Source organism: Acidobacteriota bacterium (assembly GCA_040754075.1).
GTDB lineage: Bacteria > Acidobacteriota > Blastocatellia > UBA7656 > UBA7656 > JBFMDH01.
The window spans coordinates 296,497-311,010 of record JBFMDH010000005.1 but is presented as its reverse complement, the minus strand read 5'-3'; the positions used below and the strand labels follow the sequence as shown (position 1 = coordinate 311,010).

Sequence of the window (14,514 nt, the reverse complement as noted above, 5' to 3'; positions counted from 1 at the left end):
GTAAGACGAAAGGGTAACATCGGGGAATCTCCTTTGGTTTTTGGATAAAGTGAAACTATGGAGATACCCCGATTGAATCCTTACTTTCAAGTGATTCTCAGAAATTCTTTTTCATGAGGTCTATAGAAAATGAACGGAGGGTTATTACATCATTAACCAAAGTAGCTGCGAGATGAAACTGCGGGTAAAGGCTACTTTCTTGTGATGCCCGACTCATCTTGCTAATAATTGAGCATTTTGGTATCACGAAGTGTACTTTTGAGGTGTTTTGATGGGAAAACTCATTGCTTTTGGCTGGTATGGCGGCAAGTATAGCCATCTTGATTGGTTATTGCCTTTGCTGCCTAAAACTACACATTATTGCGAACCCTTTGGTGGATCGGCTGCAGTATTAATTAATCGTGAGCCTTCGCCGGTAGAGACTTATAATGATATTCACGGAGAAGTAGTTAATTTCTTTCGCGTTTTGCGTGAGCAAAAAGATGCTTTGATTGAAGCTATTGGCTTGACGCCTTTCTCTCGGTTGGAATTTGAAACAGCTATCAAAGAGCCAACAGCTACGCTTTCAGACTTAGAACGAGCGCGGAGGTTTTATATTCTTGCCCGGCAAGTTAGAACAGGGTTAGCCCAAAAAGCAAGTGTTGGGAGATGGGCACATTGTCTCTTAACCAGTCGCGCGGGAATGGCGGGGGCGGTGTCAAGATGGCTCGGCGCAGTCGAAGACTTGCCGCTTATCGCACAACGATTGCTCCGTGTGCAGATTGAAAATGCTCCAGCTATAGAAGTAATCAAGCGATACGATAGCGAAGAAACATTATTTTATTGCGATCCTCCCTACCCGCATGAATCACGTGGCGATAGCAATGCTTATGCTAATGAGATGACTGATGACCAACACCGGGAACTTGCTGAAGTTTTGCATAATGCTCGTGGTAAAGTTGCTATTTCCGGTTATAAATGTTCGTTGATGGAGCAGCTTTATAATGACTGGCAGTGTGTTGAGGCACAGGAAAAGACCATTCATTCAGTGAAATCTATGCGCCAAGAAGCCTTATGGGCAAACTACGAAATAGGAGAGCAGGTTGAGTGCCAAATCAAAAGCCGCCAATACCGGCAAGCATCCTTGATTTAATTTATCGACGGGCAACAAGTAGTTTAGACAAGTCTTTGGTTGATGATTCTTCTATCGAGGCGGATATTGAATTTATTTGCCGTTGTTCAAACCTGGCGGGTACACGGTTCTTGATGGCTTGTTTGGTTGCCAAACTTTCTAAACCATCTTTGGATATTCGCAAGCCATATATGGAAATTGGCGGTCAAGGAGTTTACTCAGGCCGCTATTACGACGAAACCTATGTCGCTCCATTCGTTTTTATGCATGAACTTCCTGTGAATCCGACCACGAGTTTTTTAACTCCAGCTTTCAGAACTAACAAAACTATTATTGAACCAGGCGTACAATTAATCGGTCGCCCGAAAAAACTTTACGAAAAAGTCGTTAACCTCATCACTGCGGTTTATACGAAAAGAGTAGCCCCTGAAAATTTGCTTGCCGAAATTGTTCGCTGGCTGTTAATTGTCAGAAATGAAAGAAAGCAACGGTTGGAAACTCTTTTAGCTGCACTGAAACCTTCGGAAGGCGAGATTGCCTTACCCGCAGAAAGTATTGTTACACTTATTCACCAACATTTGACTTTGCCTAAATCTGCGCGGTTGCCGGTTTTGATCGTTGCCGCAGCTTATCAGGCAGCGCAGGAATATCTTGGTGAGAGGCATTTGCCATTAGAAGGACATAACGCAGCCGATAAGCAAACCGGCGCGCTGGGTGACGTGCAAATCGTCCTGAAAACTGAAGACGATATCATCACTGTTTATGAGATGAAGGCAAAGCAAGTTACGCGAGAAGACATAGAAATTGCTTTACATAAACTGGCAACCAGCGCTTCCACTATAGACAATTATATTTTCATTACAACTGACAGAATTGATGAAGAAGTAAAAGCCTATGCTGCAACCATACACACCAGGATAGGTATTGAGTTCGTGATTCTTGATTGCTTGGGGTTTCTGAGGCATTTTCTGCACCTCTTTTATCGCATAAGAATGAGATTTCTTGAAGCATATCAAAATCTTGTCATGGCAGAGCCTGATAGCGCAGTCAACCCATTGCTGAAAGAAGCAATTCTATCTCTCCGATTAGCCACAGAAACAGCGATTGCACAACCAATAGAGGATGAAGTAACCGAAAATTAAGACCTCCTGAGAACCTACCTCTAAAATGTTAGACAATCCTGCTTGAAGTAACCCTACTCCGAGTTTGCAAAATCCTAAGCGAAATTTTAAGAGAGATTCCATCTGCCACTCAATTCTCACTCACGCTTTTGTCTCTGGTTTGTTACACTCTTATATCAGTGATTAAGTAAGGACGCTCGAACGCATGACCGATAAAACTATTCATCATTACCGATTGGGTGTACAGCTTGGCGCAGGCGGAATGGGCGAAGTGTACCTGGCAGAAGACACCCGGCTTGGTCGGCAGGTCGCTTTGAAAATTCTCCCTTCCTCGTTTCAATATGACCCTGACAGGCGCGAGCGTTTCCTGCGCGAAGCCCGCGCCGCTTCCGTTTTACGCTCCCCCAATATCGTCGCCATTTTCGACATCGGCGAACACGAAGACATCAGCTATATCGTTATGGAATATGTCGAAGGCGAAATGCTCTCGCAAAAAATCGAACGCGGGATGGTAAGCGCCAGCGAAGCCACAGACATTTTAATGCAGGTCGCCGATGCCCTCGACGAAGCTCATAGTCTCGGCATCATCCATCGCGACATCAAGAGCGCGAATCTCATGCTTACCGACCGGGGGTTGGTGAAAATTCTGGATTTCGGGCTTGCGAAACTCGATAGTAAATTGAGTAACAACACGCGCACCGCGCCGATTGATGATTCAAGCCCCACAGTGATGCTCGGCAATGAAACGGTGGCAGGCGTAGTGATGGGCACGGTCGCTTATATGTCGCCTGAACAGGCGCTCGGCAAAACCGTAGATAATCGTTCGGATATTTTTGCGCTTGGCGTCGTCGGTTATGAAATGCTCACCGGTCATTTGCCATTTACCGGTGTCAGCCCGACAGACATCATCAACAACCTCGTCAATCAGGAACCCCAGGCGATTTCGCGGTTCAATTACAACGTTCCTCTGGAACTTGAACGCATCGTTCGCAAAGCGATGGAAAAAGATGTGACCTACCGCTATCAATCGGCGCGTGAAATGTACATCGATTTGCGCAATTTGAAACGCGACCTCGAAGGCGACCGCCGCACCGGCAGTTTCGGATTGAGTACGGGTGACGCGGCGCGTGCGACATCGCTTTTAACCGACACCCGTTCGACAGGTGAAATCGAATCGCCGCCGGTTTTGAAAAATGCCATCGCGGTGATGAATTTCGTCAACATCACCAAAGAAGCGGCGGATGATTGGATTGGTTCAGGCATTGCTGAAACGGTGACCGCCGATTTGAAAAACGTCAAAGGGTTGCTGGTCATCGGGCGCGAACGGACGGTCGAAGTTTTGCGACATTTGAATGTCGCAAGTTCAATGGAACTCGACGAAGCGTTTGCCATCGAAGTCGGCAGACGACTCGGCGCGAGTTGGATTGTCGGCGGCGGTTTTCAACGCATCGGGCCGATGATTCGCATCACCGCGCGCGCCGTCGAAGTCGAAACCGGCAAAGTCATTCGCACCGTCAAAATCGACGGGCAGGTCACGGAAATTTTCGATTTACAGGATCGCATCGTTTATGAGTTGTCGCAGGATTTGAATTTGAAACTCGACACTTCGGAAATCCGCGAAATCGAACGCGACGATACCGAATCGGTCGAGGCTTATGAACATTTTTCGCTCGGCATGATGAATCTCAGAATGGGCAGTCGCGAATCGCTCGACCGCGCCATTCAACATTTCGAGAAGGCTACGGAATACGACCCGAATTACGCGAAAGCCTGGGCGGCGATGGGCGCGGTCTATGATTTGAAGAGCGGTTTTGTGCACCTGCCGGAACTGGCGGAAAAAGCCGTTGAACTGGAACGCAAAGCCCTGTCTATGAATCCGAAACTCTCGCACGCCCATCAATGGCTGGGCGCGGCTTACAACACGCTCGGTCGTTACGACGAAGCGATTGAAGCGATTAAAGAAGCCATCAGAATCGAACCGAACAATGCCGGCGCGCACGCTTCGCTGGCGCGCACCTACTGGCTTGGCAAAGGCAATATCAAAGAGGGCATCACCGAATTGCAGCACGCCTTGACCCTCAATCCTGAGCAAGGGTATGCCTATTTGCAACTCGCCTTGCTTTATGCCATTCAGGGCGATTATCACAGCGCCGAAGTGACGGCGCGGCAAGCCGTCGAATTGCAGGAAAAATTCATGTCCGGCAAAGAAGGGTTGCAGGTTGTCGGGGCGCACGGGCGTTTAGGTTATGCGTTTTATCGTCAGGAACGCTTTGACGAAGCGATTGCCGAATATGAAAAAGAGCGCAGTCACTTAGCGGCAAGCGACCACGCCTTGCGCGATAGGACATTGATTGAACTCGATCAGAAAATCGGCGCGGCGCTGCTTCGCAAAGGCAACCAACCGGATGCCGAGTTGTACTTCAGTGATGCGATTCGCCGTTTTGAAGAATTACTGGTGAAAGGCGCAGGCGACCCGTACACGAAATATTACATGGCATCGTTGTACGCCCTGCGTGGCGACACCGAAAACGCGATTAAATATCTCAGCGAATCGTCCGAACATCTGCGGGCATTGAATGCGGTGCGCGCCTCCAGCGACCCTGATTTTGAATCCATCAAAGCCGACCCGCGATTTAAGGAGATAGTGGAAGGTGAAAAATGAATTTGCAACCGGCACAATCGGGCAAGGAACTTAATAACCTCCCGTTGATGGAAGAGTTAATACAAGAACGTAATGTAGTTCTGTTTAACTCGGAAATTAGGAACAAAAACATTTCCTTCGCTTTCAAGGAGGGAACTTATCCGCCTTCGCTAGAAAGTCATTACTCACGAGGAGTGGCATACTATCAATCTGGTGATTTAAAGAAAGCGGTCAATGCTTGGGAAGAAACGGTAAAGCTTTTTCCTGAAGACGCAGACACCTATCTGAGTTTAGGAATAGTTTATATTCAACTTGACAAATTCTATAAAGCTCTAAAATGTCTTAACAAAGGAATCCGGTTAAGTGCAGACGCATCAGATGCTCATTATTATTTGGGTTATACACACTATAAGCTACAGCATTGGCAACAGGCAGAAATAGCTTTTGAACAAGCCATTGAAATTAATAAGAAGGATGTAGCTTCATATTTTTCCCTTGCGCTGATGTATGTAGAAATGGCGTATAGGAAGAAATCCAAGAAGGAGAAATGTTTCAATAAAGCATTTGAGATTTGTAAAAGATTAGTAGAAAACAATCGGTTGAATAAAGCGGATCTTAATGATTTAGGAATGATATATAATTGGCTTGGAAAATTGGAAGAAGCTGAGAAGGTTTTGGAAAAAGCTTTAAAATTAGATCCTAATGATGCCGCAGTGCTGAATAACCTTCGATTGGTTAAAGAAAATCAACTAGAACAAAAACTGTTTGAAATCGGATTATTGAAACGTATTAACGAACCAATAACCGATTTTACGCCGTACAAAAAACGTGTGCCGATAAAGGTCAAAGGTAAACCGATTTCCGAGACTATCATAGAGGAGCGCAGATAATTGTCGGTCTACTTTTTTGATTCCAGCGCTCTCGTCAAACGTTATGTGCGGGAAACTGGAACAGATTGGGTTCGCGCCATCACTGACCCTGCGGCTAATTATAAAATTTATATTGCAGAAATTACTGGCGTTGAAGTTCTGGCAGCTATTACCAGACGTATCAGAACCAAAAGCATCAGCAAAACTGATGCAGATACGGCGAGCAAACAGTTTCGTTACGATTTTGCAAAACAGTATAAGGTTTCCGAAATACCAGGCAGCCTGATTGCTGCGGCGATGGACTTGACTGAGAATTATCAGTTGAGAGCTTATGATGCGGTTCAATTAGCGGTTGCTTTAGAGATTGATGCGCAAATCAAGTCAGTCGCCAAAACGGTTCCTGCGGCTGCGGCACCGACATTAACCATTGTCAGTTCAGATGACGAATTGAACGTGGCAGTAATTGCTGAAGGATTGATATTGGAAGACCCTAAAAATTATCCGTGAGTTTCGATAGCTTCTTTTTTAATGAGTCAGGACGACTTCCCGTCAGGCGGTTGTCAATTCTTCGGTGTTTAAACTAAAATGCCAGTTTCTTCTCAGGCGTGATTTTCTTGCACAACTGAACTGAGTAACTTTTCGGAGGCAATAGATTTTATGTTGAAGTTTTTAAATAAGCGTGACCGTTCGCGCAAAGCCCTGTTGATTATTTTCGTCGCGGCTTTATCCGTCGGTTTAATCGGCTTTTTTGCGCCCGGTATGCGCTCAGGACTCGGACTTGACCCGTCAACCGGCGAAGATGATGATGTGGTTGCCAAAGTCTTGAACCGCAAAGTCAAGGTCAAAGACTTGCGCACCTCGCTCAATCTCTACGGGCAACAAATGTCTATGGGACAGGGCAATATGCAACAACAAAGTTTGTCCACCGTCTATGACCTGTACGGGCAAACCGTGATGGACAACCTGATTCGCCGGGAACTCATTCAATACGAAGCCGAGCAATATAATTTCGGCGCAACCGATGATGAAGTGCGCGAACGCCTCAAACAGGTATTTTCGCCCTGGCCCGGCATTGAACAGTATCGCGCCCGCCTGCAACAGGCCGGCACCAACGAAATCGAATTTGAACAGAACCTGCGCGCTTCGATTATGGAAGAGAAACTGCGCGCCTACATTTCTGCCGCCGCGCAGGTGACTCCCCAGGAAGTTGAAGACGATTATCGCCGCACCAATACGCAATACACTTTTCGCTGGGTCGAAGTCGAAGCCGCCAAATATCGCCCGCAGGTGACCGTCAATGACGCCGATTTGCAAAACTACTTCAACCAGAACAAAGCCGATTTCTATATCTCCGGCGAACAGCGCAAAGCCCGCTATGTGTTCATCGATCAGGCGAAAGCCGGTGAAGCGGTGCAGATTTCCGATGACGAACTCAAAAACGAATTTCAACCTGAAAATCACATCAAACAAGTCCGCGTCAGTGAGATTGTCCTGAACATCCCAAAGAAAACCGACGCCAAACCCGCCGCCGGCACAACGCCCGCGCCGACGCCCGATGCCGAGGTGCAAAAGAAAGCCGATGACATCGTCAAACGCGCCAAAGGCGAAGACGGCAAAGCCGCAGAAGATTTCGCCAAACTGGCGCGCGAACTGAGCGAAGATGCCAAGACCAAAGCCAGTGGCGGCGACCTCGGCTATTTGAATAAAGATGACAAGCGCGAAAGCGATGACCCGTTAAATCGCGTCTTCACGATGGCAAAAGATGAAGTGAGCGCCCCGATTCGCAAAGGCGACAAGTTTTATATTTTGAAAGTTACCGACCGCAAATTGCCTTCATTTGAAGAAGCCAAAGCCCAACTTCTCAAAGAAGCCCGCACCCGCAAAGGCTACAGCAAAGGCGTAGAGATTGCCGACGAAGCGTTGGCGAAATACAAAGAGACGAAAAACGCCAGTGCCGTCGCCGATGAAATCAATAAGAAATATGGCGCGGGCGTCGCTACCGTGAAAGAGACGCCACTGTTTGTAAAAGGCGAAAGCATCGCCGACCTTGGCGCTTATTCCGATGTCGATACGGCGCTCTTTGATATGAAAAACCCCGGCGACATCAGCGAGCGACTCAATGTCAATAACGGTTTTGCGGTTGCCGAATTCATCGAAAAACGTGATGCCCACGACCCGGCGTTTGAAGAAGTGAAAGCCAAAGTCGAAGACAAATATCGTCAGGCTAAAGCCCGCGAACTGGCTTTAACGGATGCCCGTAAAATCGCGCAGGCGGCAACTCCTGATGCCATGAAAGCCGCAGGCGACGCCGTGAAAGCCACCACCGATGAACGCGCCGGTATGACCGCGAACGATTCCATCGGCGCGGTGGTCAACGAAGGGCAACGCGAACCGGTTTATAAACTGAAAGCCGGTGAAGTGGTGAAAGACCCGATAAAAATTGATGATGGCGACCGCTATGTTGTGGTTGCGGCGGTTTCCCGCAAAGACCCGGATATGGGCGAAGCCTTTCAGAAAGAACGTCGCGGTATCGAAGATAAATTATTACAGAGCAAACGCAGCGATATGTTCCAGGCGTATCTCGACGGCTTGAAAAAACAGCTCACAGACGCTGGCAAAATCGTTATTTATGAGGAACCCATTAATGCTTTGCTGGCTTCCGATACCAGTGGCGGCGCGAGAACGCCGGGAAGCGGCGGCACTCCTCTTCCGGGAGGCACCACACGCCGTCCGACCAGACGACCGCCAAACGGAGGCGCGACGCAGTAAATCGTAAGCAGCAGGCAGTAAACCGTTGGCAGTAAGTCATCGAGACTTACTGCCTTTTTCTTTTTGGATGATGCGTGGGAGTAGTCGCCTTAATGAGTGAGGAAATTCCGGCGGCGGTTGTGAAGCGCCGTTGGTAATTGAATGCAAAAAGTAGCAATCGTCTTTTATAGCGGTTTGCAAAAGCGTTTATTCAGTCTCTGTTGAGAGAGCGGTCAAAGACTGCTTATTCAACCTCAGTAAATCGTATTGCAAACCGCTATAGTGCAGGATTTTCTGCGACCTCTGCGGTTTCCCTGACCTGAAAAATTAAATCGCAGAGGATACGGAGTGCGCCGAAAGGGGTTCGGAAGGTTTACTGCATGACGTTTGTGAGAGCCTGTCGCGCCGCTTTCGCCAGTTCAAAGGGATCGCGCTCCCAGTATTCGGGACGGAAAATTTCGACGCTCGTCACACCGTCATAGTTGATGCGTCGGAAAGCCGCAATCATCTGCGCAAGCGGCAAGATGCCAAGTCCCGGCAACAAGCGATGGCAGTCTTCGAGTTCCGCGCGCGGTCGGTCTTCGGCATCGTTGATGTGGAAAATGAACAATCGTTCGGGATTGAGAGAAGCAATCGCTGTTGCGTTTGACCCGCCCGCATAAAAATGAAAACTGTCAATCACCAGCCCGACACTTTGGCGACCCACTCGTTCGACGATTTCTTTAGCAACTTCCAACGTCTGCACGCTGCAATCGGTCTGACCTAAAAATTCAAATGCCAGTTTAACATTGTGGGCTTCGGCAATATCCGCCAGTTCATGCAACACCCGCGCGGATTCTTCAATCACCTGTTCGTGTGTCGCGCCTGCGGGCATCAACCCCGGCACCACGACGATGTAGGGACAATTGAGGTCTGCGGCGATGCCGCAAAGTTCACGGCATTCGTTGAGAATTGCGGCATAAGCATTCGGGTCGCGAAAGGTGATGTGTTCGATGGAATTGATGCTGTAAACTTCCACGCCGTGCTCATCAAAAAGCTTTTTCAGTTCTGCGGTCGAATGCGTCTTTAAATACACTCTGAGTTTCGCCGCCCAGATTTCCAAACCATCGAATCCGGCTTCGCGGGCTGCGCGAATATCGGTTTCAAGGCTCGCCGTCATCGTTGTTGCGCCGTTGAGTGCAAATTTCATGTCGCTTCCTTTCAGCGAAGGGCTTCGCCGGTTGTTGAATCAAAAAAATCAGCCTTCTCGATTGCCAGGGTTATCCATACGGTTGCGCCGATGTCTGCGCGAAAATCTGCCGGTGCGCGGGCGATCAATTTTTCATCGCCGGTTTGCAAAAAGACAATCGTTTCATTGCCCATCAGTTCCGTGACATAAATTTTTGCTGCCATCGCACCCGCCTGTTCGCTCAACGATACCCCGAGGTATTCGGGACGGATGCCAAGCACCGCGCGCTCGCGTGCTTGCAAACGTTCAAGCTGACTTTCGGCAAGCGCAAGCGTTAAACCATTTGCTATAAATCGCCGGGCGCTGAAATCCACTCGCCCTTCGAGAAAATTCATCGCCGGACTGCCGACAAATTCCGCGACAAAGCGATTCGCCGGTCGATTGTAAATCGTCATCGGCGTGTCAAACTGTTGTAACTTCCCGCTTCGCATAATCGCCACGCGATGCGCAAGCGTCATGGCTTCCGCCTGATCGTGCGTGACATAAATCGTCGTCGTCCCCAAATCGTGTTGCAGACGTTTTAACTCGCCGCGCATATGCACGCGCAATTTCGCATCGAGATTCGATAGCGGCTCATCCATCAAATAGACGCGCGGTTCGCGAATCACTGCGCGGGCGAGCGCCACCCGTTGACGTTCGCCGCCCGATAAGGCTTTCGGTTTACGCTCAAGTAACGAGTCAATGTCAAGCATTCGGGCAACTCGCAAAACCCGCTGTTCGATTTCTGCGCGCCCGGTCTTTCTGACCCTCAAGGGATACGCGATGTTTTCCGCGACGCTCATATGCGGATAGAGCGCGTAGCTTTGAAAAACCATCGCAATATCGCGTTCCTGTGTCGGCACCTCATTGATGCGTTCATTGCCAATGAAAATATCGCCCGTATCCGCTTGTTCAAGTCCCGCAAGCATTCTCAAGGTCGTTGATTTGCCGCAACCCGATGGTCCCAGCAAGACGACGAATTCGCCATCCTCAATCTTCAGGTTCAAATGATCAACCGCAAGCGATTGCCCGAATTTTTTGGTGACATTGGCGAATTGAACGTTCATGCTTGATGTCCGGGTTTAAAGCAATTTTTAATTGTATGGATACATTCTTGCAAAAATGATTTTCATACCCTGATGAGTTTGCGCCAACCTAAGTTCAAAAAACGGCGCTTCGGTGATGACGTTAAAAAATCGCGTTTGTGGCGGAAATCCGCTAACGGTTTGTGAACTGACGAGGGCAAAAACTTTCATGATGTCGGGGTAACGCTCTAAAAATTGCCCGATGCGCTCTTTGTAAAGCGCCGTTTGTTCAGGCGGATTTTGTTTTAATCGTTGGCGCATTATCGCGCCTGCCTGCTTGAGCGTATCATTCAGCGCGCGCAAATCTTTCAACGTGTGAATGCCGGATTCTACAAAACGGCTCTGCGTTTTGAGCAACTTTTCAACCTCAGGCGGAAATACGGTTTTTGCCGGAACGCCGCGTTTTTCCGGCAACGTCGCAATGCTTAAAACCATGTAATACCGGAGATTTTGATAGCCCACGTATAAGGTTTCCCAGTCGTTTACGCTTGCCTGATTGAGCGCCGCTTGACCGATTGGAAATTCACTGGCGAAGTCGAGCGTTGCAAATTGCTTTGAAGATTTTGGCGCGGCTGGCAGCAGCCGTTTGATGAAATCGTCGGCGTAAAATTCTTTCAAGAGCGGCGCAAGGTCGCGGGTTTCCTGTAAACGCGCCATAAATGCCCGGGCGATTTTTTGAACTTCGAGGGTTTCCGCTTCGCCCGGTTGCACGGAAGTTGTCTGATTCGTTCCGGCGACCAAAGCCAGACAACCGAACGCCTGCGCGAGAAAGACCAAAAGCAATATCAATATTTTTCGCATAATTTTTTAAACAAGTTTGCAAGGCTCAGCGATTACCCTTTCACAGCGCCGAGCGACAACCCACGCACCAGATAACGTTGAACCGAGAGCGCAAATACCAGAATCGGAATCATCGCCACCACGCCTGCCGCGCTCATCACGCCCCATTTGGTTTCATATTGGGTGACGCGCCCTGCGATGCCGATGGGCAAGGTCATCGAGGCTTCGGTTTGCGATAACACCAAGGCGAATAAAAATTCATTCCACGAGATGATTAAGCAAAAGACCGCTGTGGCGGCAAGCCCCGGTGTCACCATCGGCAAAATCACGCGCCACAGCGCCCCCATTCGCGAATCGCCATCCACGAGCGCCGCTTCTTCCATTTCGCGCGGCACTTCATTGAAAAACCCGCGCATCATCCAGACCACGAAGGGCAGGTTAAACGCGGTGTAAACCGTCACCAGTGAGGTGAGCGTGTTGATGAGGCGCAAATCATTCATCATCAAAAACAGCGGCACCAGCGTGACAATCGGCGGAAACATGCGCGTCGAAAGAATCCACAACGACAGATGTTGGTTGAGTTGCCAGCGCATCTCGAAGCGCGCTAAAGCGTAAGCCGCAAGCGTGCCAATAAGCATTGCCAGTATGGTTGAAAGCCCCGCCACGATGGCGCTCGTCAGCAGATAATGACCGAATGAGCGATTGATGAACGCATCCTGGTAATGCGCCAAGGTCGGCGTGAACGCGAACCATTGCGGCGGGCTTGAGAACTGGTCGGCTTCGGTCTTGAGCGAAATCGTCAGCATCCAGTAAACCGGCGCAAGCGCAACCAGCGATGCCAGGCTGAGCAGCCCATACTTCAATCCCTGTGATAATCGTTTGTTTGAAAATAAGTTCATGACTATCTGATGAACGATGACCGCAAGTTGGTCAGTACCGCCGGTGTTAGCGGGCGGGTTATCACACAGGCTTCTAAGCGCTCTCTTGTCTTTGCAACAAACGAATATAAATCACACTGATAATATTCGTCAGAATCAACAGCACAAATGACATCGCCGCCGCATAACCGAAATCAAAAAACCGAAATGCCGCGCGGTAAATGTACAAACTCACGGTCTCTGTCGCAAAGCCCGGACCGCCTTCGGTCAAAATAAAAATCTGGTCAAAAACGCGCAATAAATCCATCGTCCTGAGTAGCAGCGCAATCAATATCGCAGGTTTTAAAAGCGGCAAGGTGATATAACGAAAAGTCTGCCAGGCGCTTGAGCCATCAATGCGCGCCGCTTCATATGGCTCCTGGGAAATTGCCTGCAATCCTGCAAGCAAAACTAAAAAAACAAAAGGCGTCCATTGCCACACATCTACGACAATCACACAAAGCAAGGCGAATGTCGGTGAAGCTGTCCACACCAGCGCATCCGTATTGATGCCCAAACTTTTCAAGGTGCCGTTGATCGCGCCGAAATCCGAGTTGTACATCAATCGCCAGACGACGCCGACCACGACCGGCGGCAACATCATGGGAATGAGCATCACGGCGCGAAAAAAGCCGCGCCCGCGCAAGTTCCGATCAAGTAGCAGGGCAAGCCCCAAGCCCAATAGAAATTCGAGCGTCAAAGCAATAATGGCATAGATGATGGTGTGCAGCAGCGCCGCGAAAAAAAACTGGTCGGTGAACAACCGCGTGAAATTGTCAATCGTCCAGTTGCCGGATTGATTGGTGAAGCCGGTTTTAATGGCGAAAATCAGCGGATAAATCGATAGCGCCAGCAACACCGCAGTGGCTGGCGCAATTAACAGGTAAGGCAACCCGTTGCCTTGAAATTTGGCAAATCGTTTCGATAACAAGGCAACGCCCATTCAGTTCACAATGGCTCTTTCTTTTCCTGCAATTTGACATCCTCAGCCGTCGCTTTGAACCGTTTGTAATCGTTAAATTCAAAGCTCACATCCCAATTCAATCCGTTAAAAATGGCGCTGTTGCTCGCTGCATTCAGACGAATCAAGGTCGGCAACCAGACGCCTTCGGCAACCCGCGTCTGTTCATAGAGCAACTGCGCGTCCGGGGCATCGGAATTTGGCAACAAGGCTTTAATTGAAAATTCGGGAGCCGGAGTCGCGTCAATCCGCACTAATACCTTATCCATTGCATCAATCCACAAGGTGCCAATCAGTCTGCCGACAAATGCATGATGGATGGGCAGTTTAACAGTCGGTTTGATACGGAAATTTAAAACGATGGTGTCGCGGTTATTCAACTGTTCGCGACGCGGCGCATAAAATTCGCACGTCTCTAAAAAGGTCAACGGGTCTATGGAAAGATAAGTATTTCGGCGCGTGATGCCTGCGGCTAAATAACTTTCGTTATCGATGGGCGGCGGCGGAACTTGTCGGGTTTCCACAAAACCATTTTGAAAACGCTCGGCTTTTTCCAACGCCTGCCCTGCCTGACGACGTTGCTGGGATATTTCCGGCGCAGGTAGCGCCACGCCGTTTTTACTCAGTTGAATTAAGACGTGTTCGCCGCGAACCGGATAGGCTTCAAACTCCTGCACCTCTTTATCAACCGCTTTACCCTGACCGTCGAGCGTGCGACGAGTCTTTTTCAAGGTGTAGGTGTAATCGTTCATTTGTTTGTGAATTTCGGCACCTTTGTTTTTGACTTCGCGTAAAAGCTCCGGGAGGTTCACTGCCGGGAGAGGTTCTGTAGCGATAGCGCCTTCACTGACCGATGAAGGATTTCCGGTTTGTTGGGCAAAAACCGATTGACTAAATAAAACGGATAAACAAACAGCAAGATAGAAAAATGGTATTCGGTTCGGGAGAATTTTTCTAAACACACAATACTTCATACAATGCCTTCGGGGGATGAAATATCGTCTCGATAGGACGTTAAAAGAATCGGCTGTTTAGCGTAAAATTTGCGATTGCATTATCGTTCACTTCCGCGCA

Annotated in this window: 12 protein-coding genes; 6 read left to right on the top strand and 6 right to left on the bottom strand. The window is 48.9% G+C overall.

Annotation, left to right across the window (positions count from 1 at the left end):
- Positions 1-271: 271 nt before the first annotated feature.
- The 6 genes from AB1757_08225 to AB1757_08200 all read left to right on the top strand — a co-directional run bounded on the left by AB1757_08225 (position 272) and on the right by AB1757_08200 (position 8,511).
- On the top strand, positions 272-1,132 hold the full coding sequence (locus AB1757_08225; GenBank protein ID MEW6127010.1) for a DNA adenine methylase: 861 nt from the start codon (positions 272-274) through the stop codon (positions 1,130-1,132).
- A complete protein-coding gene (locus AB1757_08220) occupies positions 1,087-2,253 on the top strand; it encodes a DNA methyltransferase (GenBank protein MEW6127009.1) in 1,167 nt (388 codons plus the stop codon). Before AB1757_08225 ends, AB1757_08220 begins: the two co-directional genes overlap by 46 nt.
- Before the next feature lie 184 nt (positions 2,254-2,437).
- Positions 2,438-4,894 carry a protein kinase gene (locus tag AB1757_08215; protein MEW6127008.1) on the top strand — a complete coding sequence of 819 codons (2,457 nt, stop codon included), beginning with the start codon at positions 2,438-2,440 and terminating at the stop codon, positions 4,892-4,894.
- Positions 4,891-5,763 (top strand): tetratricopeptide repeat protein, encoded by an 873-nt coding sequence (locus tag AB1757_08210; protein MEW6127007.1) that lies wholly within the window; start codon positions 4,891-4,893, stop codon positions 5,761-5,763. Before AB1757_08215 ends, AB1757_08210 begins: the two co-directional genes overlap by 4 nt.
- Positions 5,764-6,249 (top strand): type II toxin-antitoxin system VapC family toxin, encoded by a 486-nt coding sequence (locus AB1757_08205; GenBank protein MEW6127006.1) that lies wholly within the window; start codon positions 5,764-5,766, stop codon positions 6,247-6,249. It abuts the gene before it with no gap.
- Between the two features lie 150 nt (positions 6,250-6,399).
- Positions 6,400-8,511 carry a SurA N-terminal domain-containing protein gene (locus tag AB1757_08200; protein MEW6127005.1) on the top strand — a complete coding sequence of 704 codons (2,112 nt, stop codon included), beginning with the start codon at positions 6,400-6,402 and terminating at the stop codon, positions 8,509-8,511.
- 352 nt (positions 8,512-8,863) lie between these two features.
- On the opposite strand, the gene AB1757_08195 is transcribed toward AB1757_08200, so the two are convergent.
- From AB1757_08195 to AB1757_08170, 6 genes are all read right to left on the bottom strand, one after another.
- The gene (locus AB1757_08195; GenBank protein ID MEW6127004.1) at positions 8,864-9,679 is read right to left on the bottom strand and encodes a sugar phosphate isomerase/epimerase; all 816 of its coding nucleotides are present in this window, start codon (positions 9,677-9,679) and stop codon (positions 8,864-8,866) included.
- A gap of 11 nt (positions 9,680-9,690) precedes the next feature.
- Positions 9,691-10,764, bottom strand: a complete 1,074-nt coding sequence (locus AB1757_08190) for an ABC transporter ATP-binding protein (GenBank protein MEW6127003.1) — start codon at positions 10,762-10,764, stop codon at positions 9,691-9,693.
- A 27-nt stretch (positions 10,765-10,791) separates the two neighbouring features.
- A complete protein-coding gene (locus tag AB1757_08185; protein MEW6127002.1) occupies positions 10,792-11,583 on the bottom strand; it encodes a hypothetical protein in 792 nt (263 codons plus the stop codon).
- A gap of 32 nt (positions 11,584-11,615) precedes the next feature.
- On the bottom strand, positions 11,616-12,461 hold the full coding sequence (locus tag AB1757_08180) for a carbohydrate ABC transporter permease (GenBank protein ID MEW6127001.1): 846 nt from the start codon (positions 12,459-12,461) through the stop codon (positions 11,616-11,618).
- 73 nt (positions 12,462-12,534) lie between these two features.
- Positions 12,535-13,422, bottom strand: coding sequence for a sugar ABC transporter permease (locus tag AB1757_08175; GenBank protein ID MEW6127000.1), 888 nt, complete (start codon positions 13,420-13,422; stop codon positions 12,535-12,537).
- A gap of 5 nt (positions 13,423-13,427) precedes the next feature.
- On the bottom strand, positions 13,428-14,414 hold the full coding sequence (locus AB1757_08170) for a hypothetical protein (protein ID MEW6126999.1): 987 nt from the start codon (positions 14,412-14,414) through the stop codon (positions 13,428-13,430).
- Positions 14,415-14,514: the final 100 nt, after the last annotated feature.

Bases quoted from the DNA above. Each gene is read 5' to 3' on its own strand.
- AB1757_08225 (MEW6127010.1), top strand. From the start codon at position 272: ATGGGAAAACTCATTGCTTTTGGCTGGTATGGCGGCAAGTATAGCCAT.
- AB1757_08215 (MEW6127008.1), top strand. From the start codon at position 2,438: ATGACCGATAAAACTATTCATCATTACCGATTGGGTGTACAGCTTGGC.
- AB1757_08210 (MEW6127007.1), top strand. From the start codon at position 4,891: ATGAATTTGCAACCGGCACAATCGGGCAAGGAACTTAATAACCTCCCG.
- AB1757_08200 (MEW6127005.1), top strand. From the start codon at position 6,400: ATGTTGAAGTTTTTAAATAAGCGTGACCGTTCGCGCAAAGCCCTGTTG.
- AB1757_08195 (MEW6127004.1), bottom strand. From the start codon at position 9,679: ATGAAATTTGCACTCAACGGCGCAACAACGATGACGGCGAGCCTTGAA.
- AB1757_08190 (MEW6127003.1), bottom strand. From the start codon at position 10,764: ATGAACGTTCAATTCGCCAATGTCACCAAAAAATTCGGGCAATCGCTT.
- AB1757_08185 (MEW6127002.1), bottom strand. From the start codon at position 11,583: ATGCGAAAAATATTGATATTGCTTTTGGTCTTTCTCGCGCAGGCGTTC.
- AB1757_08180 (MEW6127001.1), bottom strand. From the start codon at position 12,461: ATGAACTTATTTTCAAACAAACGATTATCACAGGGATTGAAGTATGGG.
- AB1757_08175 (MEW6127000.1), bottom strand. From the start codon at position 13,422: ATGGGCGTTGCCTTGTTATCGAAACGATTTGCCAAATTTCAAGGCAAC.
- AB1757_08170 (MEW6126999.1), bottom strand. From the start codon at position 14,414: ATGAAGTATTGTGTGTTTAGAAAAATTCTCCCGAACCGAATACCATTT.